15 protein-coding genes and 16 tRNA genes are annotated in these 20,272 nt (G+C 46.0%); 13 read left to right on the top strand and 18 right to left on the bottom strand.

Going from position 1 to position 20,272, the window contains the following annotated elements:
• Nucleotides 1-64: 64 nt before the first annotated feature.
• Together OX890_RS09485 and OX890_RS09480 are read left to right on the top strand one after the other, a co-directional pair.
• The gene (locus tag OX890_RS09485; RefSeq protein ID WP_115334284.1) at nucleotides 65-694 is read left to right on the top strand and encodes an acyl carrier protein phosphodiesterase; all 630 of its coding nucleotides are present in this window, start codon (nucleotides 65-67) and stop codon (nucleotides 692-694) included.
• A gap of 69 nt (nucleotides 695-763) precedes the next feature.
• The gene (locus OX890_RS09480) at nucleotides 764-1,435 is read left to right on the top strand and encodes an RluA family pseudouridine synthase (protein ID WP_268650502.1); all 672 of its coding nucleotides are present in this window, start codon (nucleotides 764-766) and stop codon (nucleotides 1,433-1,435) included.
• Nucleotides 1,436-1,533: 98 nt separating this feature from the next.
• Here the strand turns inward: OX890_RS09480 and OX890_RS09475 are convergent, their stop codons facing one another.
• Nucleotides 1,534-1,974 (bottom strand): hypothetical protein, encoded by a 441-nt coding sequence (locus OX890_RS09475; RefSeq protein ID WP_268650501.1) that lies wholly within the window; start codon nucleotides 1,972-1,974, stop codon nucleotides 1,534-1,536.
• 351 nt (nucleotides 1,975-2,325) lie between these two features.
• Between OX890_RS09475 and OX890_RS09470 the strand changes: the two genes are divergently transcribed.
• Complete coding sequence (locus tag OX890_RS09470; RefSeq protein WP_268650500.1) at nucleotides 2,326-3,705, top strand: Gfo/Idh/MocA family oxidoreductase; 1,380 nt, start codon at nucleotides 2,326-2,328, stop codon at nucleotides 3,703-3,705.
• Between the two features lie 196 nt (nucleotides 3,706-3,901).
• Here the strand turns inward: OX890_RS09470 and OX890_RS09465 are convergent, their stop codons facing one another.
• The 7 genes from OX890_RS09465 to OX890_RS09435 form a co-directional block, all read right to left on the bottom strand.
• The gene (locus OX890_RS09465) at nucleotides 3,902-4,426 is read right to left on the bottom strand and encodes a CIA30 family protein (protein ID WP_268650499.1); all 525 of its coding nucleotides are present in this window, start codon (nucleotides 4,424-4,426) and stop codon (nucleotides 3,902-3,904) included.
• Between the two features lie 75 nt (nucleotides 4,427-4,501).
• A complete protein-coding gene (sstT, locus tag OX890_RS09460) occupies nucleotides 4,502-5,728 on the bottom strand; it encodes a serine/threonine transporter SstT (RefSeq protein ID WP_006082286.1) in 1,227 nt (408 codons plus the stop codon).
• 174 nt (nucleotides 5,729-5,902) lie between these two features.
• Nucleotides 5,903-6,799, bottom strand: coding sequence for a chemotaxis protein CheV (locus tag OX890_RS09455; RefSeq protein ID WP_106650974.1), 897 nt, complete (start codon nucleotides 6,797-6,799; stop codon nucleotides 5,903-5,905).
• A gap of 140 nt (nucleotides 6,800-6,939) precedes the next feature.
• The gene (locus tag OX890_RS09450; RefSeq protein WP_006082288.1) at nucleotides 6,940-7,410 is read right to left on the bottom strand and encodes a phosphatase domain-containing protein; all 471 of its coding nucleotides are present in this window, start codon (nucleotides 7,408-7,410) and stop codon (nucleotides 6,940-6,942) included.
• Between the two features lie 72 nt (nucleotides 7,411-7,482).
• Entirely contained in the window at nucleotides 7,483-8,766 is a 1,284-nt protein-coding gene (locus tag OX890_RS09445) for a DEAD/DEAH box helicase (RefSeq protein WP_126491626.1), read from the bottom strand.
• Between the two features lie 47 nt (nucleotides 8,767-8,813).
• The gene (locus OX890_RS09440; RefSeq protein WP_268650498.1) at nucleotides 8,814-9,371 is read right to left on the bottom strand and encodes a methylated-DNA--[protein]-cysteine S-methyltransferase; all 558 of its coding nucleotides are present in this window, start codon (nucleotides 9,369-9,371) and stop codon (nucleotides 8,814-8,816) included.
• 104 nt (nucleotides 9,372-9,475) lie between these two features.
• A complete protein-coding gene (locus OX890_RS09435) occupies nucleotides 9,476-11,173 on the bottom strand; it encodes an Ada metal-binding domain-containing protein (RefSeq protein ID WP_268650497.1) in 1,698 nt (565 codons plus the stop codon).
• Between the two features lie 172 nt (nucleotides 11,174-11,345).
• On the opposite strand from OX890_RS09435, the gene OX890_RS09430 reads away from it, so the two are divergent.
• Nucleotides 11,346-13,175, top strand: coding sequence for an ABC transporter ATP-binding protein (locus OX890_RS09430; RefSeq protein ID WP_268650496.1), 1,830 nt, complete (start codon nucleotides 11,346-11,348; stop codon nucleotides 13,173-13,175).
• 591 nt (nucleotides 13,176-13,766) lie between these two features.
• On the opposite strand, the gene OX890_RS09425 is transcribed toward OX890_RS09430, so the two are convergent.
• The 10 genes from OX890_RS09425 to gltX form a co-directional block, all read right to left on the bottom strand.
• Nucleotides 13,767-13,842, bottom strand: a tRNA-Glu gene (locus tag OX890_RS09425).
• A gap of 213 nt (nucleotides 13,843-14,055) precedes the next feature.
• A tRNA-Glu gene (locus OX890_RS09420) sits at nucleotides 14,056-14,131 on the bottom strand.
• 131 nt (nucleotides 14,132-14,262) lie between these two features.
• Nucleotides 14,263-14,338: transfer RNA gene (locus OX890_RS09415), tRNA-Glu, on the bottom strand.
• 118 nt (nucleotides 14,339-14,456) lie between these two features.
• Nucleotides 14,457-14,532 (bottom strand) — tRNA-Glu (locus OX890_RS09410).
• A 130-nt stretch (nucleotides 14,533-14,662) separates the two neighbouring features.
• Nucleotides 14,663-14,738, bottom strand: a tRNA-Glu gene (locus OX890_RS09405).
• A 134-nt stretch (nucleotides 14,739-14,872) separates the two neighbouring features.
• Nucleotides 14,873-14,948: transfer RNA gene (locus OX890_RS09400), tRNA-Ala, on the bottom strand.
• A 104-nt stretch (nucleotides 14,949-15,052) separates the two neighbouring features.
• Nucleotides 15,053-15,128 (bottom strand) — tRNA-Glu (locus OX890_RS09395).
• Nucleotides 15,129-15,259: 131 nt separating this feature from the next.
• A tRNA-Glu gene (locus tag OX890_RS09390) sits at nucleotides 15,260-15,335 on the bottom strand.
• A gap of 52 nt (nucleotides 15,336-15,387) precedes the next feature.
• Nucleotides 15,388-15,463: transfer RNA gene (locus tag OX890_RS09385), tRNA-Ala, on the bottom strand.
• Nucleotides 15,464-15,568: 105 nt separating this feature from the next.
• Nucleotides 15,569-16,978 (bottom strand): glutamate--tRNA ligase, encoded by a 1,410-nt coding sequence (gene gltX, locus OX890_RS09380; protein WP_268650495.1) that lies wholly within the window; start codon nucleotides 16,976-16,978, stop codon nucleotides 15,569-15,571.
• 615 nt (nucleotides 16,979-17,593) lie between these two features.
• Between gltX and OX890_RS09375 the strand changes: the two genes are divergently transcribed.
• The 9 genes from OX890_RS09375 (at nucleotide 17,594) to OX890_RS09335 (ending at nucleotide 20,256) form a co-directional block, all read left to right on the top strand.
• Nucleotides 17,594-17,669: transfer RNA gene (locus OX890_RS09375), tRNA-Val, on the top strand.
• 73 nt (nucleotides 17,670-17,742) lie between these two features.
• Nucleotides 17,743-17,818: transfer RNA gene (locus OX890_RS09370), tRNA-Val, on the top strand.
• A gap of 39 nt (nucleotides 17,819-17,857) precedes the next feature.
• Nucleotides 17,858-17,933: transfer RNA gene (locus tag OX890_RS09365), tRNA-Val, on the top strand.
• Nucleotides 17,934-17,981: 48 nt separating this feature from the next.
• Nucleotides 17,982-18,057: transfer RNA gene (locus OX890_RS09360), tRNA-Val, on the top strand.
• Nucleotides 18,058-18,085: 28 nt separating this feature from the next.
• A tRNA-Val gene (locus OX890_RS09355) sits at nucleotides 18,086-18,161 on the top strand.
• Between the two features lie 28 nt (nucleotides 18,162-18,189).
• A tRNA-Val gene (locus OX890_RS09350) sits at nucleotides 18,190-18,265 on the top strand.
• Between the two features lie 28 nt (nucleotides 18,266-18,293).
• Nucleotides 18,294-18,369, top strand: a tRNA-Val gene (locus OX890_RS09345).
• 170 nt (nucleotides 18,370-18,539) lie between these two features.
• Nucleotides 18,540-18,770: a hypothetical protein gene (locus OX890_RS09340; protein WP_006082294.1), complete on the top strand. Its 231-nt coding sequence runs from the start codon at nucleotides 18,540-18,542 to the stop codon at nucleotides 18,768-18,770.
• A 466-nt stretch (nucleotides 18,771-19,236) separates the two neighbouring features.
• Entirely contained in the window at nucleotides 19,237-20,256 is a 1,020-nt protein-coding gene (locus OX890_RS09335) for a TRAP transporter substrate-binding protein (protein WP_012089623.1), read from the top strand.
• Nucleotides 20,257-20,272: the final 16 nt, after the last annotated feature.

Genomic DNA, 20,272 nt, shown 5'->3' with positions numbered 1-20,272 from the left:
GCGCTTTCCTAAGCGCGCTTGTGCATGATACCGTGAACCGACGTGGTTAACCAAGCGCAAAATAATGAACTTTCTTACACACTTACATCTCGCCGACATCAGTAAAACACACCTTGCCGCCAATGTGGCGGGTAACTATATTCAAGCGCCAGTTGCACAAGCTCCAGCTGAGTTACGCCAAGCGTTATGGCTAAACCAAGAGATTAATACCCTCTGCGCCAGCCACGAACTCACGATTGAATTAATGGAAGCTTTCCCTGCGCCCTTAAGAAGCATAGCAGCAGAACTCATGGCTGTAAGTTTCGATCACTATTTAGCTTACTATTGGGAAGAATATCATCACCAACCCTTGGATGAATTCAGCAGCAAGGCCTATGACGCGTTAGATACTTTCGCCGCCCAAGGTATAGATCAGTTCCATCCAGAGGCACTATTAAAACTCTTGCCCACAATGCGCAGCGCTGATTGGCTAGGCAGCTACACCACGGAAAAAGGCTTACAACACGCCTTAGCACAAGTGGCAAAACAGCATCCGCAAGCTGCACTGTTTAAAGATGCCCACAAAGTCGTCAATAAAATGCAGATAGAAATCGAAACCGCGTTCCGCACTTTTTATCCGCAGCTGATGGCTTATACCCGTATTTGGAGCCGTAAGACGCCTGCAGAATATTTGCCCTCCCCCCTCTCGCAATAAGCGAGCATGAGATTATGCTGTGTGCCTGCGTAAATTTTGCTAGTATGGCCGCGCAAAAATGAGGACAAAATGCAAATATTTGATTACCAGCCCCCAGCAGTTCCTTGGTTAGACATCCGCTATAAAGATAGAGATCTGATTATCATCAATAAACCCTCGGGCTTATTGTCGAATCCGGGTCGAGCGGCTCACACCTTCGATTGCGCGTTAACCCGCTTACAAACCCTTTATCCAGAAACGATTTTAGTGCATCGGCTCGACTGCGCGACCTCGGGCATTATGGTGTTCGCCCGTAATAAAAAAGCCGAGTCGCATTTAAAAACGCAGTTTCAAGATAGGCAGAGTAAGAAAGTCTATATTGCAGAAGTGATGGGACATGTGCCGCAGGAACAGGGCATGATTGACCTCGCGATTGCGCCAGACACTGAGCATCCGCCCTATCAAAAGACGCTACAGGCTGGAGAGACTGGCGGTAAAAGCGCACTCACCTACTACCGTGTACTAGAACGCAGAGAAAACAGCACCTTAGTCGAGCTTTCGCCAGAAACAGGCCGCACCCATCAATTACGTGTGCATATGCTTGCCCTAGGGCATGCGATTTTAGGCGATGAGTTTTACGGTGATGCCGAGGTTATCAAAGCCAAACCGCGTTTATGCTTACATGCACAAAGCTTAAGTCTGGCTCATCCGTATTCGGCTAAACCGCTCTTTTTTAGCAGTAAACATCCCTTTAGCGAATAACTCAATCCAATAGCTGCAATCCCACAAAAGCAAAAGGTCGCGACTTAGCACTGAGCTAAAATGCGACCTTAGTTATTTACGGATTCGACTGTAGCCTTTTAAGCGACGCGCATGCCTTGAGCAAAATCGGCATCGGCGGCTAATTGTTCCGCTTGGAAATAACAGCCCTGCTCATTACAAAATTGTAATTGCTGCGACTGTGTCACGATAAAGAATTCACCAAAGAAATTACCGCCAACATCTTCCAGCTTATGGCCTTCAGCGGTTTGCGACATATAGACTTCATCTAAACTATGGCAGCCATCGCTAAACCAAGTTTCTAAAAAATATTTTTCGTCTTCTTTATAGAGGGTAATTTTATCACCCAATAAAGGACGCCCATCTAACCAACGACCTATAATTTCACGATTTTGCATATCTGTCTCCCGCCAATGAAGGCGACGGCGTTTTTCAATCCCAGACATCCTGATATCCTTATGCAATACCCAATCACCTAAAGTGAATGTCAGTTGTGGTAGTACATTAAGCATAGAACCCATTTAACGCTTTACTCCCCACTACAGCAAATTACTTCAAACCGCCCGTCAAATGTAACTTTATGGTTAATTTAAATTTGCTAAATGTTTAAAATATAAAAGATAAATACCTTTGGCTAATTAATCGGCAGTGTAGCTCAATCTACAAATAAAAACGCGATCTTTATCACTATTTACTTATCGCTAAAGTAAAGGCAGCTAAAAGACTTATCTAGCGAGCTGAATGAGCTTGTTACATCTTTTATTGCCAATTTAAATGGGGTTTCTGATATAACCCATAAGTGAATTACCGTACAAATAAGACCAAGTGATATTTCAATATCCCTACAAAACAAAAATAAAGCAGGAAGCGCTATGCATAACATCCATCGTCGTAATTTTCTTAAGGCCGCAGGTGCCGCCACCGCAGGACTCGTTACTGCCAATATTGCTCTCAATGCCTACGCCAGTAGCGTCGCCCCTAAACCGCAAGCCGGTAAATCCGTTATCGGACTCATAGCGCCTAAGATGGACGTGGTTCGAGTCGGCTTTATCGGTGTTGGCGAGCGGGGGTTTAGCCATGTCGAGCAATTCTGTCATTTAGAAGGCGTTGAACTCAAAGCCATTTGTGATACCCATCAAGCGGTACTCGACAGAACCATAGATCATATCGTTAAACAGAATCGGCCAAAACCCACTGTCTATACTGGTAATGATCTGAGCTATCGTGATCTGCTGAGCCGTGATGATATCGATATTGTGATTATTTCGACCCCGTGGGAATGGCACGCGCCTATGGCAATCGAAACCATGGAAAGCGGCAAACATGCCTTTGTTGAGGTGCCAATGGCGCTCACGGTTGAGGAGTGCTGGCAAGTTGTCGATACCGCTGAGCGAACTCAGAAAAACTGCATGATGATGGAGAACGTCAACTACGGCCGCGAAGAACTAATGGTGCTCAACATGGTGCGCCAAGGCGTGTTTGGAGAGTTACTCCACGGCGAAGCCGCTTATATCCACGAACTACGCTGGCAGATGAAGGAGATAGATCATAAGACAGGCTCATGGCGGACTTACTGGCATACCAAACGTAACGGCAACTTATACCCAACCCACGGTTTAGGGCCAGTCTCCCAGTATATGAACATTAACCGCGGTGACCGATTCGATTATCTGACCTCGATGAGTTCCCCCGCCCTTGGCCGTGCGCTTTATGCTAAGCGTGAATTCCCCGCCGATCATGAGCGTAATCAGCTCAAGTACATCAATGGGGATATCAATACCAGCCTGATTAAAACCGTTAAGGGCCGAACCATCATGGTCCAGCATGACACGACGACCCCAAGACCTTACAGCCGCCATAATTTGATCCAAGGGACGAATGGCGTGTTTGCCGGCTTCCCGAATCGGATCGCCGTCGAAAATGGGGGCTTTGGTCAAAGTTACCACGAGTGGGATATGGACATGCAAAAGTGGTACGACAAATACGATCACCCACTGTGGGAACGCATAGGCAAAGAGGCTGAAATTAACGGCGGCCACGGCGGCATGGACTTTGTGATGCTATGGCGCATGATTTATTGCCTACGCAATGGCGAGGCTTTAGATCAGGATGTGTACGATGGAGCGTCTTGGTCGGTGGTGAATATTTTAAGTGAACATTCACTCAATGATCGCAGTAACTCTGTCACCTTCCCTGATTTTACCCGCGGCGCGTGGCAAACCGCGAAACCATTAGGGATTGTCGGCGCTTAAGCTGCGGCTTTCGCCAAACTCACCACTTTGCCCTGCCCATCAAAAGGATAAGTGCCTCGGCCTTATCCTTTTTCTTTTTCTTATTCAATTAAGCCTTGAGATGACCCGCGCCATTAGCAACAAGCCATCTGCCATAAGCACTTAGCAGTAAGAAACTCGCGACAATAAATTCACCATAGGAAACTCACTATAATCGCTAGTAGTAGCCGATTTCTCTGATTTTCAATGAAAAGTCGCCACTTTGCTGGGCGCCAATCACTAACCCTAAGCTGCACAACTGACTCAATACTATATTCGGACGGGAAATGGGTTTACCCCGACATTGGGGCTTAAAATCACTGAAGGGAATTTCAATCCGCTGCCAATTCAATACTCTGGCACTACTCACACCAAAGGTTTGGTGAGTTGGCGTGGGCATAGGCGCTTGATATACCGTACTTTGCGGTGTGTCGACATCCTTTAAATTCACTTTATAGTCTTTAGTTCGGTCGCCATCGAGTTCGAGGTAAATCCCAGTAAATTCAATGACATCTATAGGGCTAAACTCACAACGCACTGAGGCAAACCCGCCGCCATTTGCCAGCGACACATGGCCACTAAACTCACCATAACCTAAAGGTGAAACCGTCATTTTACTGCGGGACAAACCGCCCATCACAGTGTCATTTATTCCATACCAGGACTTTGCAGCATCTAGCACGCTAAAATCAAAAAAGATCATAACGACTCCCATAAAAAAAGCAGCCACCTAAGTGACTGCTTCCATAATACTTTTCAATACGAATAACAGCACTCGTTAACTCAGTTTAGCTTTATTCTCAGCGGCTTCACAAGCGGCAGCGGTAAAGATAACGTCAGTTGAGCTGTTCAGTGCAGTTTCGGCTGCATCTTGAACCACACCAATAATAAAGCCAACAGCAACCACTTGCATGGCAACATCGTTAGAAATACCAAACAAGCTACAAGCCAGTGGGATCAATAATAATGAACCACCCGCCACACCCGATGCGCCGCAAGCTGAAACAGCAGCAACAACACTCAGTAACAATGCGGTCAGTAAATCGACTTGAATGCCTAAGGTATGCGCCGCAGCTAAGGTCAATACGGTAATAGTGATCGCCGCGCCGCCCATGTTAATAGTGGCACCTAAGGGAATAGAAACGGAATAGGTGTCTTCATGCAGCTTTAACTTTTCACACAGCGCCATATTGACCGGAATGTTTGCCGCGCTCGAGCGAGTAAAAAACGCCGTCACACCACTTTCACGCAAGCATTGAAATACCAGCGGATACGGATTACGTTTAATCTTCACGTACACAATCAATGGATTAACGACTAAAGCAATAATAGCCATCGCACCTAATAGCACGGCCAATAACTGGGCATAGCCTGCAATCGCCGCAAAACCGGTTTCGGCAAATGTCGCCGCAACGAGACCAAAAATACCGATAGGCGCTAAACGGATAATAAAGCGCACCATTTGTGAAATACCGTGGCTCATATCGGCAAACACTTGTTTAGTCGAATCGGTAGCGTGATGTAAAGCTAAACCTAAGCCCACACCCCAAGCGAGAATACCAATATAGTTGCCCGTCATTAACGCATTGACTGGGTTATCAACCAGTTTGAATAACAAGGTATGGATGACTTCACCAATGCCCTGTGGTGGGCTGGTGCCTTCCACGCCGGCAACTAAGACTAAATTAGTCGGGAAAATCGAACTCAGGAGCACTGCGGTTAATGCGGCCGCGAAAGTGCCGAATAAGTACAGCACCACAATGGGACGCATATTGGTTTGGGTATTCTTCTTTTGGTTGGCAATCGATGACGCCACTAAGATAAATACTAAGATGGGAGCGATCGCTTTCAATGCCCCAACGAATAAACTGCCTAAGAAGGCGATATCTTTCGCGCTACTCGGTGAAAAACTGGCTAAGACCACACCAGCGATTATCCCCAAAAAGATTTGTATTACTAGACTGCCATTAGCCAACTTAGCTAACAATGATGATTCTTGTTTCATGGTTTAACCTATCGTTATTATATTTCGGTTGAGATCCCCAACGCGCACCTTCGGAAATGAGGCCAATAAGGTTTTTATAGGATGTGACTGGACTTGTCTAGTTTTGCGGGGAAATAAGCTAACTAAATTACCCTAGCCCCGCAAAAAGCATACAAAAAACTAACAAGCGCCAGATTAGCGCTTGTCTAAGGCGAGATCGGCGCCCCGTAACATGGCGTCGATTAACTCGTGGGCATCGAACTTAGTCAGTGCTTCATTTGCCCCTACTTGATGGGCCTGACTCACGCTAATTTCGCTGGATAAAGAAGTATGCAAAATAATGTAGGCCTTGGCAGTCAGTGGATTATCACGCACTTCAAAAGCCAGTTCGTAACCATCCAGTCCCGGCATCTCGATATCACTCACCAGAATATCTATCGGGTGATGTTCCAGTGCCGCTTGCTCCATCATAACTAGCGCTTCTTTACCGTCGGCGGTCACTCGATAAGGAATGTTAATCATATCAAGGGCGTCGGATAACTGCTTACGTGCCACCTTAGAATCATCCACCAATAAGATATTCATAGGTTTAAGTTTTTCACGTTGTACGTCAGTCAAAATAGCCCGATTCGTCTGTGGATCATCGGGGAAGATTTTCGACAATAACAGTTCAACGTCGAGCAACTGTACCAGTTGGTCCTCAAAACGTGTCACGCCCGTCAAATAGGCATTTTTACCTAAACTAGACGAAGGAGCTTCAATATCACGCCAGTTACATTCAATAATCTTATCGATACCGCGCACCAAGAAACCAATGATCATCCGCTGACAATCCGTGATGATGATGTAGCACTTTTCACGCTCTTCTGGGGCAATCGGCCGATAACCAATCGCCGCCGCCATATCTATGATAGGAATCGTGTGGCCACGGATAGTTGAAGCCCCCAGAATCGTCGGATGAGATTGAGGAATTTTACTGAGACGTGTGTACGGCACCAGCTCACGCACTTTCAACGTGCCTAAGGCAAACACTTGAGTCTGTGATAACCGAAACAGTAGTAATCCCTGTGACTGACTTGCCTTACTTTTCATAATTAGATAGATAACTCACTAAAACCAACCTGCGGATAGCTTAACCTTAACACAGTAAAAATTTGATGACTAAGGTCAAACGAATGAAACTATTATGCCTATTAATGAATAGGTTCGACTCTAAGTCGCCTAAAAAAGGCTTAGTCTTGTAATGCGTACAAAACGTCAAAGGCGAATTGATCCCAGCCATCGGCAGTAAAGGCGATATCGCGAATACTGCGAACTTGGCTGACAGCGTGTAATGGCGCAGCACCATTGACCATCAAGTAATAGGCCATGATGAGACTAGTGCGATCCTTACCCGAACGACAATGGATCACCACAGGTAATCCATCGGCTTCACACTGCTGGATAAAGGCTAATGCCTTAGGCAATTGAGCGACACAAATCGCCACATCCCCATCTTGGGGCGGCACATTGCGCGAAAAGGGAATACATTCGTAACGTAAATCGAGCTTTTTAAAGGTGCTAGGCTCACAGCCTTCGCCCCCATTGACCGACAGGATGGCACCAATACCGGCCTCTTTAAGCGCTTGCAAATCCCAAGGATCTTTATTGGGACCACTGCGCCCTGCGACTTTACCTTCAACTAACCAGAATAAGTGCTGCATAAACCTTACCTACGACAAGTGAGATGACAAGGGACGTCAGAGATAAGCTAAGAATAGCTTGTTTCCAACGACTTAAGATTTTTTACCCCAAAATTCAGCATTGGCAGGCGGTAACTGTTTACGTTTTTTTTTACCCGTACCTTCGGGCTTGGCGACAGGTTTAGCTTGTTCTAACAGTTCGGCTGGCATTTCGTCATCGGCTTCAAAACCGACAATTTGCTCACGCACTAACTTAAGCTTGTTCTTTTTCTCTATCACGCCAAAGTGGTGATAATCCTCATGGGAAATCAAGGTTACAGCTAAGCCAGCTTCACCGGCGCGGCCACTACGGCCAATGCGATGCATATAATCCGCAGGGCTTCTTGGTAAATCAAAGTTGATCACCACAGGCAGTTTATCGATATCGATACCACGGGCGGCAATGTCAGTAGCGATTAACACACTGATCTCACCATTTTTAAACCCATCGAGCACCCGCGTACGTGCGCCTTGGGCTTTATCGCCATGGAAGACTTCGGCACTGATCCCACGTTTAGACAACTTTTGCGCTAAATGATTACAGGTATTTTTGGCACTCACAAAAATCAACGCCTGTGACCACTGATGTTCTTTAATCAGATGCGCCAATAATGCGGTTTTCATCGGACGATTAACGGTGATCACCCGCTGATGAATCGTGCTTTCTTGTTCACTTTGAAATTGGTATTCAAGCGGATCATTCAGTAGTTTTGCCGTTAATTCACGGACTTCTTCAGGGAATGTCGCTGAGAATAATAAGGTTTGTTTCTTGGCGGGCAACGCGTCGAGCACTTGGGCTAATTCTTCGGTAAAACCAAGGCTTAACATACGGTCAGCTTCATCGAGCACTAAGGCGCTAACGCGGTTAAGTTTGATGGCATTGCTGGACAACAGATCTAACAAACGACCCGGCGTTGCCACTAATACGTCAGCACCAACGCGTAGGCTCTGCATTTGCGCATTGACTGACACACCGCCAAACGCGGCGACAATTTTTAGCTTGCCATTCAAATGCGAAGCATAGGACAAAAAGCTGTCTGCGACTTGCTGGGCTAATTCACGGGTTGGTACTAAGACCAAACAACGAACATAAGCGCCTGTCTTATCGTCTGTTTTTGCTTCAACAAGTTGCTGCAACAGCGGCACGGCAAAGGCTGCCGTTTTACCCGAGCCCGTATTGGCGCCGGCTAACACATCCCGCCTAGCGAGCACAGCGGGAATCGTCGCCGCCTGTACTGGTGTGGGCGAAACATACGCTAATTCGGTTAGTCGATTTAGCAAAGGTGCAATAATGCCGAGTTGGGCAAAGCTTGCCGCAGAGGAAGAAGCCTGAGTCATAGAAAGTTTAACTGCTCACCAATATCTTAATAGGCGGCTATTCTAGCTTAAATATCGAGGCAGTGCTTGTCAGTTTCCAGCGTTAACAACTGCTGTTTCATCGTAAGCCCGTAGGCGTAACCCGTTAACTTGCCATTTTTGCCTATCACTCTATGGCAAGGCACGATAATCGCGATTGGATTGGCGCCATTAGCCGCGCCCACGGCGCGCACGGCCTTAGGCCGACCGATTTGCTCGGCAATCTGCCCATAACTGCAGCTCTGGCCGTAATCTAAATTGAGCAAGGCTTGCCATACGTCGAGCTGAAATTCAGTGCCCTTGGGCGCGAGCTTTAAATCAAATTCAACCCGCTCACCCGCAAAGTAATCCGCGAGCTGCGCCTGAGTTTCGCAAATATGCGCCTTAGCTTGATTAAGGGCATCCTCACTCACCTTGGCAAGCGCAATCTCAGTGCGATCCGAGCCGACAACCGTTAAATGGCTCAGTCCATAGGCATTGGCATTTAACTGCAATATTCCAACAGGACTGATAAACGTACCCACGGCGCAGGGCTGATATTCTGCAATGCTTGGTGCTTGGCTCAATTGACGAATCGCATGTTTCATAATCTGTCTCTTCGTTTGCTCTTTGTTTGATCTTAATTTGGTACTTAACTGAACTGCTAACTCATCTTTTTAAACTGGCAGTTCAATGTGAGGCGGCTTGATGGTTATTGGTGCCAGAGCTGAAAGGTTAAGTAACTGCCCCACGGGGCAATTTGTTGGCTCAGCTGCTCGCACAATTTGGGATAGCTCACTGCCGCGGCTGCCGTTTCATCTAACTTATTGTTCTTGATATATAAGGACAATAAATGCTTTTTAACAATCAAATCCGAATGTAAAAACACGTTTGGATCGCCCAAGCCACGAAGCTTGGCATACGCTATCGTCCAAGGACCTATGCCTTTAACGCTGAGCCAATCATCGACACTCGCCTCAGGATGTTCGCAGATAAACGCTGCGAGCGCATTGAGGGCTAATTTACGGGCGCCCGGCATTTTAAGCTCAGTAAAACTCGCCTCACGAATCGCCTCGGGTGTTGGGAATAATCGATATTCGCGGCCATTGAGACTAAAACGCTCGCCATAGGCTTCAACCAATATATTCAGTAGCTTAGTCGCCTGCACGACCGTCACTTGCTGGCCTAAGATGGCGCGGCAAACCGCTTCAAATAAAGATCCAGCGCCAGGGATGCGCAATCCCGAAAACGGTGTTAAGCCTAAACTCGGTAGCGTACTTAAACCTTGTTCAATCTGCTGCATATCCGCATCGAGATCTAAAATGCGTCGCACCTCAGTGACCAGAAATTGCAGCTCATCGACGGCGGAATCTTCGGTCAAAGCAATCGCAAGTTTGAAACGATTCAGCTTAGGCTCATGGATAATTTGCACTGTGCCGCGCATCTTGCCGATGGCAAAACAGCGACCATATTCGAGCCCGTTCTCGTCAGCCTTGGCTTCTGCTGAAACATTGGTCTCATCCGCAATTTGAACTGCATCACTCGCTTGTGGATGACTCATTTGCGGCGTGAACCACTCCATCCCCGTCACCGCACGTAAGCGATAAAATGCCAGCTGCGATGCCCAATCCAATGGGGGTCGATAGTATTGATATAAGGTTAATCCATAGTGCGGCACAAATTCACCCAAAGTATCAATTTCACCGAATCCTGTTGATGAATCAATAACCTGCTCCTTTGCCGCCTTGGTTAAAGCGGTCTTTCTTAATTGAGTTGGCGTCAATTGTAAGGTTTGCTTAAATGCCTCATTGAAACGGCGAATACTATTGAAACCCGCCGCCAGCGCGACTTGGGTGATAGGTAATTGGGTTTGATGTAGCAGTTGTTTTGCAAACAGTAACTGCCTGTATAAGGCATATTGTTTAGGCGAAGTGCCAAAGCCTTCGGTAAAAAGTTTATTGAGATAACGACTGCTTATCCCTAATCTGTCAGCCAATTGTGTCACAGTCGACGCTGGCTCTCCCGATGATTTCCCCGCTAAGGCGCCCGCTTCAATTAAACTAATTGCTCTCGCCAACGTAGTGCCTGTGCCTTTCCATGGATTTGAGCCTGGCGCACTGTCGGGCCGACAACGCAAACACGGGCGTAATCCAGCTTGTGCGGCTTTCACGGCCGAATCAAAATAACGCACATTCTGCTCTTTTGGCGCGACGGCAGGACACACGGTACGGCAATAAATCCCCGTCGTTAATACGCCCACAAAAAACTTACCATCAAAGCGCGGATCGCGGCTCATCCTCGCCTCACGGCAAATAGACGCAGAAAGTAGCCCCGCACTGGACTCCAGTGAATGCACTGAGTCTATTTCATCACGCTTAATCGCACTCTCAGACGCTCTATCTGTACTCATTTTTCACTACGCCCGACAATATTCGCTCACAATTAATTTCTTGTTCATTACTTTACGTAAAACTAGCATGTAGCACTAGCGGAAAACGGAACTCAATCATTTCAATGCTTTTAGGGAATGAAATCCTATATGCTATACGCGACTATTTTTTATCTCACCATAGAGTTAATTCATGTTTAAACGATTTGAATCTTGGGTTGAAGCCCTCCCCGATGATGAACCGACTAAGCCACCCACAGGGGTTTATGCTTTTTGCCGCCACTACACTAAAGGCTACGAACTGCCGCTGATCTTAATGTCAGTGCTAACCGCTTTGCTGGCAATGCTTGAAGTGTCCCTGTTCGGATTTATGGGCCAATTAGTGGATTGGCTTGTGAAAAAAAATCCCGAAACCTTATTTCAAGACGAAGGCACAACCTTAATGCTGATGGGGGGCATGGTGCTGATTGTGATGCCAATCTTGGTATTACTGCATGCGCTTATCATGCATCAAACCTTGCTCGGCAATTATCCTATGTCGATCCGTTGGCTCGCGCATCGCTATTTGCTAAAGCAAAGTGTGTCATTTTATCAAGATGATTTTGCCGGCCGAATCGCCACAAAAGTGATGCAAACGTCCTTAGCCGTGCGCGAAACTGTGATGAAGTTGCTCGATGTATTGGTATACATTTTAGTGTATTTCACTTCTATGTTAGTGATGATCGCCAGCGCAGACCTGCGCTTAGTGATACCTATGCTAGTGTGGCTTGCACTGTATGTTGGGCTGCAATGGTACTTTGTGCCTAAGCTGAAAAGTGTCTCTACCGAGCAAGCCGATGCGCGCTCAACCATGACAGGCCGTATCGTCGACAGCTATACCAACATCACCACAGTGAAGCTATTCGCCCACACGCAAAAAGAAGCCGAATACGCCAAATCTAGTATGCGGATATTTTTAGACACGGTTTATCGCCAGATGCGCTTAGTAACGGGCATCAGCGTTAGCGTGCAAATCATCAACTATATGCTCGCCTTCAGCATTGCCGCGGTAGCGATTGCTCTATGGACTGACAGCGCGATTACTATCGGCGCCATTGCCATTGCGGTCAGTTTAGCACTGCGCTTAAACGGCATGTCACAGTGGATCATGTGGGAAATCAGTTCGTTATTTGAAAACATCGGCACTGTCACCGATGGGATGAACACCTTATCGAAAACAACGATCATCCAAGATGAGCCAGGCGCCAAGGCGCTGGTCGTCAACCATGGCAAGATTGATTTCAAGCAAGTGTGTTTCCATTACGGCGAGCAGACTGGGGTGATTGAAGATCTGAATCTGAATATTAAGGCAGGTGAAAAAGTTGGCTTAGTTGGGCGTTCTGGCGCGGGTAAGTCGACCTTAGTGAATCTATTAATGCGTTTCTACGATGTCGAAAAAGGTCAGATTAATATTGACGATCAAGACATTAAGACGGTTATGCAGGATTCACTGCGCTCGCAAATCGGTATGGTGACCCAAGATACATCACTGTTGCACCGCACCATCCGCGAGAATATTCTTTACGGCAATCCAACGGCCAGTGAAGAGCAGCTCGATAGCGCCATTAAACAAGCTCAAGCCAATGACTTTATTAAGGATCTAAGTGACCCTCACGGTAATCATGGCTTAGATGCCCAAGTCGGTGAACGTGGTGTAAAACTTTCTGGGGGCCAAAGACAGCGTATCGCTATCGCGCGGGTTTTATTAAAAAATGCGCCGATTTTGCTGCTTGATGAAGCCACTTCAGCGCTTGATTCCGAAGTCGAAGCCGCCATTCAAGAAAGTTTATATGAGTTAATGCAAGGCAAGACAGTGATTGCAATTGCTCATCGACTTTCGACCATTGCCGCAATGGACAGGCTAATCGTGTTAGATCAAGGCCGAGTCGTCGAACAAGGCACGCATCAAGAACTTATTGCCGCTGGCGGTATTTATGCTCAGCTATGGGCACACCAAACCGGTGGATTCTTAGGTGTAGACTAAATTAAAAGTTAAATGACGAAAGGCGACACTCAGCAATGAGTGTCGCCTTTTTTATCTCAAGTAAGTCTCCGCCTAATTCTGCCCTCTTCCCGCAAAGCTTCACTCTTACACCGCCCTCATATTCACCGCAACGATACGCTATTCAGCTATTACAATAGCTACCGTAAGAACGGTTCACTTCAAATTGCGATCGTTTAGCGATTGGAAGCATGAGATAAATCGCGATTAACGGTTCAACTTATCAGTATTGAAAGTAGCAGCATTCAAAGTGCCAACACACTCAATAATCCGAAAGGTGAGTTTTAACCATGGGCTAGTACAAGGTTAAGCAGAAAAACACTTAAATAATTCTTATCACACGATTGAACAGAATGACTTCAGCGCACTAAGTATGTCTCTCGAAGCATCATTTATCTTAATGTGGATGGTTTGATTGGTGGGTAAATTCGGAATCGGCAAATAACTCGACGCGTATGACTCATAAATGAATCGGGGAGATCTCGATTTAATATTCAAAATTCAGACACAAAAAAACCACCTTGAGGTGGTTTATTGTCTTTAACCAAAGTTTCGATAAACCTTGATTAAAATTGGTATCCCCTAGGGGATTCGAACCCCTGTTACCGCCGTGAAAGGGCGGTGTCCTAGGCCTCTAGACGAAGGGGACCCGGACATATTAATTTGAACGTATTGTTCCCGTTTAACATCTACGGTGTCCTAGGCACTCTCTTCTAAAAAATGAAGGGGATCCGGACTTATGATTTAACTCGTAACCGAGCTTTGTAACACATTCACTTCAGTAGGCTAGGAAGTAAATGCTTTGTTCTTACCAAACAACTCGTTAGTTATTTGCTAGGAACCACTCTCTATAAAAAATAGATGGTATCCCCTAGGGGATTCGAACCCCTGTTACCGCCGTGAAAGGGCGGTGTCCTAGGCCTCTAGACGAAGGGGACCCGGACTTATGATTTAACTCGTAACCGAGCTTTGTAACACATTCACTTCAGTAGGCTAGGAAGTAAATGCTTTGTTCTTACCAAACAACTCGTTAGTTATCTGCTAGGAACCACTCTCTATAAAAAATAGATGGTATCCCCTAGGGGATTCGAACCCCTGTTACCGCCGTGAAAGGGCGGTGTCCTAGGCCTCTAGACGAAGGGGACCCGGACTTATGATTTAACTCGTAACCGAGCTTTGTAACACATTCACTTCAGTAGGCTAGGAAGTAAATGCTTTGTTCTTACCAAACAACACGTTAGTTATTTGCTAGGAACCAAAATTTGGTATCCCCTAGGGGATTCGAACCCCTGTTACCGCCGTGAAAGGGCGGTGTCCTAGGCCTCTAGACGAAGGGGACCCGGACTTATGATTTAACTCGTAACCGAGCTTTGTAACACATTCACTTCAGTAGGCTAGGAAGTTAATGCTTGTTCTTACCAAACAACACGTTAGTTATTTGCTAGGAACCACTCTCTATAAAAAATAGATGGTATCCCCTAGGGGATTCGAACCCCTGTTACCGCCGTGAAAGGGCGGTGTCCTAGGCCTCTAGACGAAGGGGACCCCGGACATATTAATTTGAACCTATTGTTCCCGTTTAACATCTACGGTGTCCTACGGATTCCCTTCTAAAGAACGAAGGCAACCTCAGACATATTAATTCGAACTCACGTTCCTGTTTAACATCTACAGTAAATTGGTGGAGCTACACGGGATCGAACCGTGGACCTCTTGCATGCCATGCAAGCGCTCTCCCAGCTGAGCTATAGCCCCAAATTTTTGTCGACACTACAAACCTTAATAGTATGCGTATCAGCAGAAATTTAGATTTTGTTCATACCAAACAACTCGTTAGTTATTCGACAGGAACCAATATTTGGTATCCCCTAGGGGATTCGAACCCCTGTTACCGCCGTGAAAGGGCGGTGTCCTAGGCCTCTAGACGAAGGGGACCCGGACTTATGATTTAACTCGTAACCGAGCTTTGTAACACATTCACTTCAGTAGGCTAGGAAGTAAATGCTTTGTTCTTACCAAACAACACGTTAGTTATTTGCTAGGAACCACTCTCTATAAAAAATAGATGGTATCCCCTAGGGGATTCGAACCCCTGTTACCGCCGTGAAAGGGCGGTGTCCTAGGCCTCTAGACGAAGGGGACCCCGGACATATTAATTCGAACTTACGTTCCTGCTTAACATCTGCAGTAAGTTTGGTGGAGCTACACGGGATCGAACCGTGGACCTCTTGCATGCCATGCAAGCGCTCTCCCAGCTGAGCTATAACCCCAAAACTTATCAAGCTACATTTAAGTGCACTACAAGCATTTGCTCGTCTGTGTCTCAACTGCGTGGCGCATTCTATGCAGCGCACCTAAAAGTGTCAACTCGTTTTTTAGGAATTTATTCTATCTGCTACAAATTCAATCGCTTTGGATATTCTTTGCTCAGAACGGCTTCTTCCGATTAAAAATAATGTGATATCAAGGCCTGGTGACTGCCCTGCCCCTGTTACAGCAACACGTAAAGGCATACCAACCTTGCCCATACCCACATCTAATTCTGTTGCAGTGTCTTCAATCGCCTGATGGATAGCTTCTACAGTCCACTCAGTTAATGCGGCTAATTTTTGTTGAACCAGTTGCAATGGCTCTAACGCAACACCACGTAAATGCTTTTTCGCTTGGGCCTCATCAAACTCTGCAAAGTCTTCATAGAAATAGCGGCTAGAAGCGGCTAACTCTTTTAGTGTCTTAGCGCGTTCAGCTAATGCCGTAACTACTTCCGCTAATGATGGGCCGTTTGACAGATCAATTTTTTGATCGTCCATGTGCCATTGTAAGTGTGTCGCCACATATTCTGGAGCAAGACTCTTAATATAGTGTTGGTTCAACCACACCAGTTTATCGGTATTAAAGGCTGAAGCGGCTTTATTGATATCACCGAGCTTAAAGTATTGCTTCATTTCTTCTAATGAGAAGATTTCTTGATCGCCATGTGACCACCCTAAACGTACTAGGTAATTCAATAGTGCTTCTGGCAAATAACCATCGTCACGGTACTGCATTACGCTCACTGCGCCATGACGCTTAGATAATTTCGCACCGTCATCACCGAGAATCATAGAAACATGAGCATATTCAGGGATCGGCGCCCCTAATGCTTTAAGGATATTGATTTGACGTGGCGTATTGTTGATATGATCTTCACCACGAACTACACAGGTAATTCCCATATCCCAATCGTCAACGACCACACAGAAGTTATAGGTTGGCACACCATCGGTACGGGCGATGATCAAGTCATCTAATGCATCGTTCGAAAATTCAATACGGCCACGAACATGGTCATCAAATACCACTGAACCGCCAATAGGGTTTTTGAAGCGCACAACAAATGGCTCATCAGTGTCACGAGCTGGCAAGTCACGGCAGCAACCATCATACTTTTGTGCTTCACCGTTGGCGGCTTGTGCTTCTCTTAACGCATCAATACGTTCACGTGAGCAATAGCATTTATATGCAGTGCCCTTTTCTAACATTTGGGCAATAATTTCATTATAACGATCAAAACGCTTAGTTTGGTAATACGGGCCCTCGTCCCATGTCAAACCTAACCAGTTCATACCTTCTAAAATCGCATCGCAGGCGGCTTGAGTCGAACGCTCAATATCAGTGTCTTCAATGCGCAATACAAACTCACCGTTATTGGCACGAGCTTGTAACCAAGAATAAAGTGCTGTACGGGCACCACCAACATGTAAGAAACCAGTAGGACTAGGGGCAAAACGCGTCTTAGTTGTCATAATGGGACACTAACCTATATAAAGTCGTCTAGATAAAGACAATCACGATAAAAAAGTGGGCTTATTCTAACAGTCAAAGCAGGCGCTGCAAATGGGACAAGCTCTGCAGTATCACTTATCTAGTAAAATCGTGACGCTAAATCCCCTCCTTATATAGAGAAGCCTATATAAAGGTGCACATATAAAGTGATGCCACAGCTATCACCCGCAAACCTGTGCCCCATTTATCTGACTTAAGACTCATGGATTGATTTTCGCTACGCTTAGATCCCTGTCCTACTTTTGCCCCTATCATGCCTTCAGCTATAAATAGTGTGTCTTTGGCGCAACGCCTATACACCGCTATCCACTCAATCTCTAACATCTAATCATTGTGAGTCACTCACACCCTGTCATTTTATCGTCCGAAATACTCACGAATGACATGAGTCTAGCTATCGCGGCATCCCAAACACCCAAATTGCACGCCATTGACAGGCGAATAAACTAACACTTTGATCGGCGGCGTGATTAGCATTAAGCCAATGCGAACAAAAATAGCGCGACCAATGCTTTTTTCACTAAAAAGCGTTGACACTAGATCGAACCTCCCTATAATACGGCTCCACACAGCGAGGTCGATTAGCTCAGCTGGGAGAGCACCTCCCTTACAAGGAGGGGGTCACTGGTTCGAGCCCAGTATCGACCACCATTATTTTATAGATATATTGTTTTTATACATAATTTGTAAAGAAATAATGGCTGTACAAAATAGTTATGTCCCAGGTCGCTTAGCTCAGCTGGGAGAGCACCTCCCTTACAAGGAGGGGGTCACTGGTTCGAGCCCAGTAGCGACCACCATATAACTTAATGTACCTCATTGTGTGAAAGTCATTCCCAGGTCGCTTAGCTCAGCTGGGAGAGCACCTCCCTTACAAGGAGGGGGTCACTGGTTCGAGCCCAGTAGCGACCACCATTCTTCAATGAATAATGACTTAAAAATTGTGTAATTTCAGAATTCCCAGGTCGCTTAGCTCAGCTGGGAGAGCACCTCCCTTACAAGGAGGGGGTCACTGGTTCGAGCCCAGTAGCGACCACCATATTCTGCAATACACAAGTTATATCCCAGGTCGCTTAGCTCAGCTGGGAGAGCACCTCCCTTACAAGGAGGGGGTCACTGGTTCGAGCCCAGTAGCGACCACCATATTTTGCAATACACAAGTTATATCCCAGGTCGCTTAGCTCAGCTGGGAGAGCACCTCCCTTACAAGGAGGGGGTCACTGGTTCGAGCCCAGTAGCGACCACCATATTCTGCAATACACAAGTTACATCCCAGGTCGCTTAGCTCAGCTGGGAGAGCACCTCCCTTACAAGGAGGGGGTCACTGGTTCGAGCCCAGTAGCGACCACCATATTTATCCCCCCAATAAACTTTACCAACACGCTGACTCAACTATGCTTGATCTCAATCAGCGAGTGCTAAATTTTACTATTTCGCCTTTTATAATCCGTAAAATACCAAGCTCTATCGACACTCAGCCTGATTTCATTCTGCTTTTAGCATTGTTTGGAGATCAACATTATGGCCAGCGTCAGTCAATCCGCTTCTCTTGCCAATATTGCCGCTTATTTAAAGCATACTCACGCTTGCGATGAGCAAACGGCGCTCAAGGAAGCACGGGAAGTCATGCATAATCTCGTCAGTATGCGCCAAAAGGGCTTTATTACCGGTTGGTACTTTGACGAACAAGGCCACTTAGAGTTGTTGCCTAGTGATGCGATCCTAAAACGTATCCTTTTAGATGATGATTAACTGCACCAACTGCCCCTTTGTCTTGATTGACGACAAACGCCATCGACTTGACCACAATTAACCATACAATCAGCCTACACGGCTTATCCCAAAATAATCCATCACGCATTTTCAGCGTAGCGCATACTTTTGCGGCATTTTTTGATCTCAAAATAACTAAGTTTGTTTAATAAACCTGCACCTAAGAGGGCCGTCTATTTGAGGCAGATCCGCACCATGGGTGGGTTTCCACCCAAACAGAAAATCACTGTGAGCGAGATCTCACCCACAAAACTAAAAGTGTGACAAACATCAAATGAACTACACTTTAGTAACCAAACACTTACAGAAGTCAGTGTAAGTTGGCGTGGTATTTGCCTTTAGTAAGACAGACCTCAGGGAAATCAAGGCTGTATTCCTACTCAAACTTGGTAACAAACTAACCAAGACTGAGGACAAATCCTAACAACAGAAAAAGGAACTCAAGATGACATTGAATCAACAAACTGGATTGACCCGTCCACTCAAAACCTTAGTCAAAATGCTCGCCGTTGCCTCCGTGTTCGCAACCAGCTTTAACGTATTTGCAGAACCTATTGAAATTAAGTTTTCGCACGTTGTGGCAGAAAATACGCCCAAAGGCCAAATGGCACTTAAGTTTAAAGAACTCGTTGAACAACGTTTACCAGGTGAATACAAGGTCAGTGTATTTCCTAACTCACAGTTATTTGGGGATAACAACGAGTTAGCTGCACTACTATTAAACGACGTGCAATTTGTTGCGCCGTCACTCTCAAAATTTGAACGTTACACTAAACGCCTACAAGTATTTGATTTACCTTTCCTCTTCAATGATATGGATGCGGTAAACCGTTTCCAACAAGGTGAAGCAGGTCAAACACTGCTGAACTCTATGACCCGTAAAGGGATTGTCGGTCTAGGTTATTTACACAATGGCCTGAAACAGTTCTCGGCTAACACGCCACTTAAAAATCCTTCTGATGCAAACGGCTTGAAGTTCCGCGTAATGGCGTCTGATGTGCTGGCTGCTCAGTTTGATGCTGTCGGTGCTATCCCAGTGAAAAAACCCTTCTCTGAAGTATTTACCCTGCTGCAAACCCGCGCTATCGATGGTCAAGAAAACACGTGGTCAAATACTTACTCACAAAAGTTTTATGAAGTGCAAAGCCAAATCACTGAAAGTAACCACGGTGTGCTCGACTATATGGTCGTGACCTCTGACACTTTCTGGAAAGGCTTACCCGCTGACAAACGTAAGATCATCAAAGAAGCTTTAGATGAATCTATCGCATTAGGTAACAAAATTGCCGCTGAGAAAGATAACCAAGACAAACAGTTAATCCTAGATTCTAAACGTTCACAGTTAGTGACTTTAACGCCTGCTGAACGTCAAAAATGGGTCGATGTGATGAAACCAGTTTGGGCTAAGTTTGAAGAGCAAATCGGTAAAGATGTGATTGATGCTGCTGTAGCTGCAAATAAATAATAATGATGATAGCCGC

The sequence above is a fragment of the Shewanella sp. DAU305 genome, from assembly GCF_026802235.1.
Classification (GTDB): domain Bacteria; phylum Pseudomonadota; class Gammaproteobacteria; order Enterobacterales; family Shewanellaceae; genus Shewanella; species Shewanella baltica.
The sequence above is the reverse complement of the archived record's forward strand: the minus strand, read 5'-3'. Positions and strand labels throughout refer to the sequence as shown.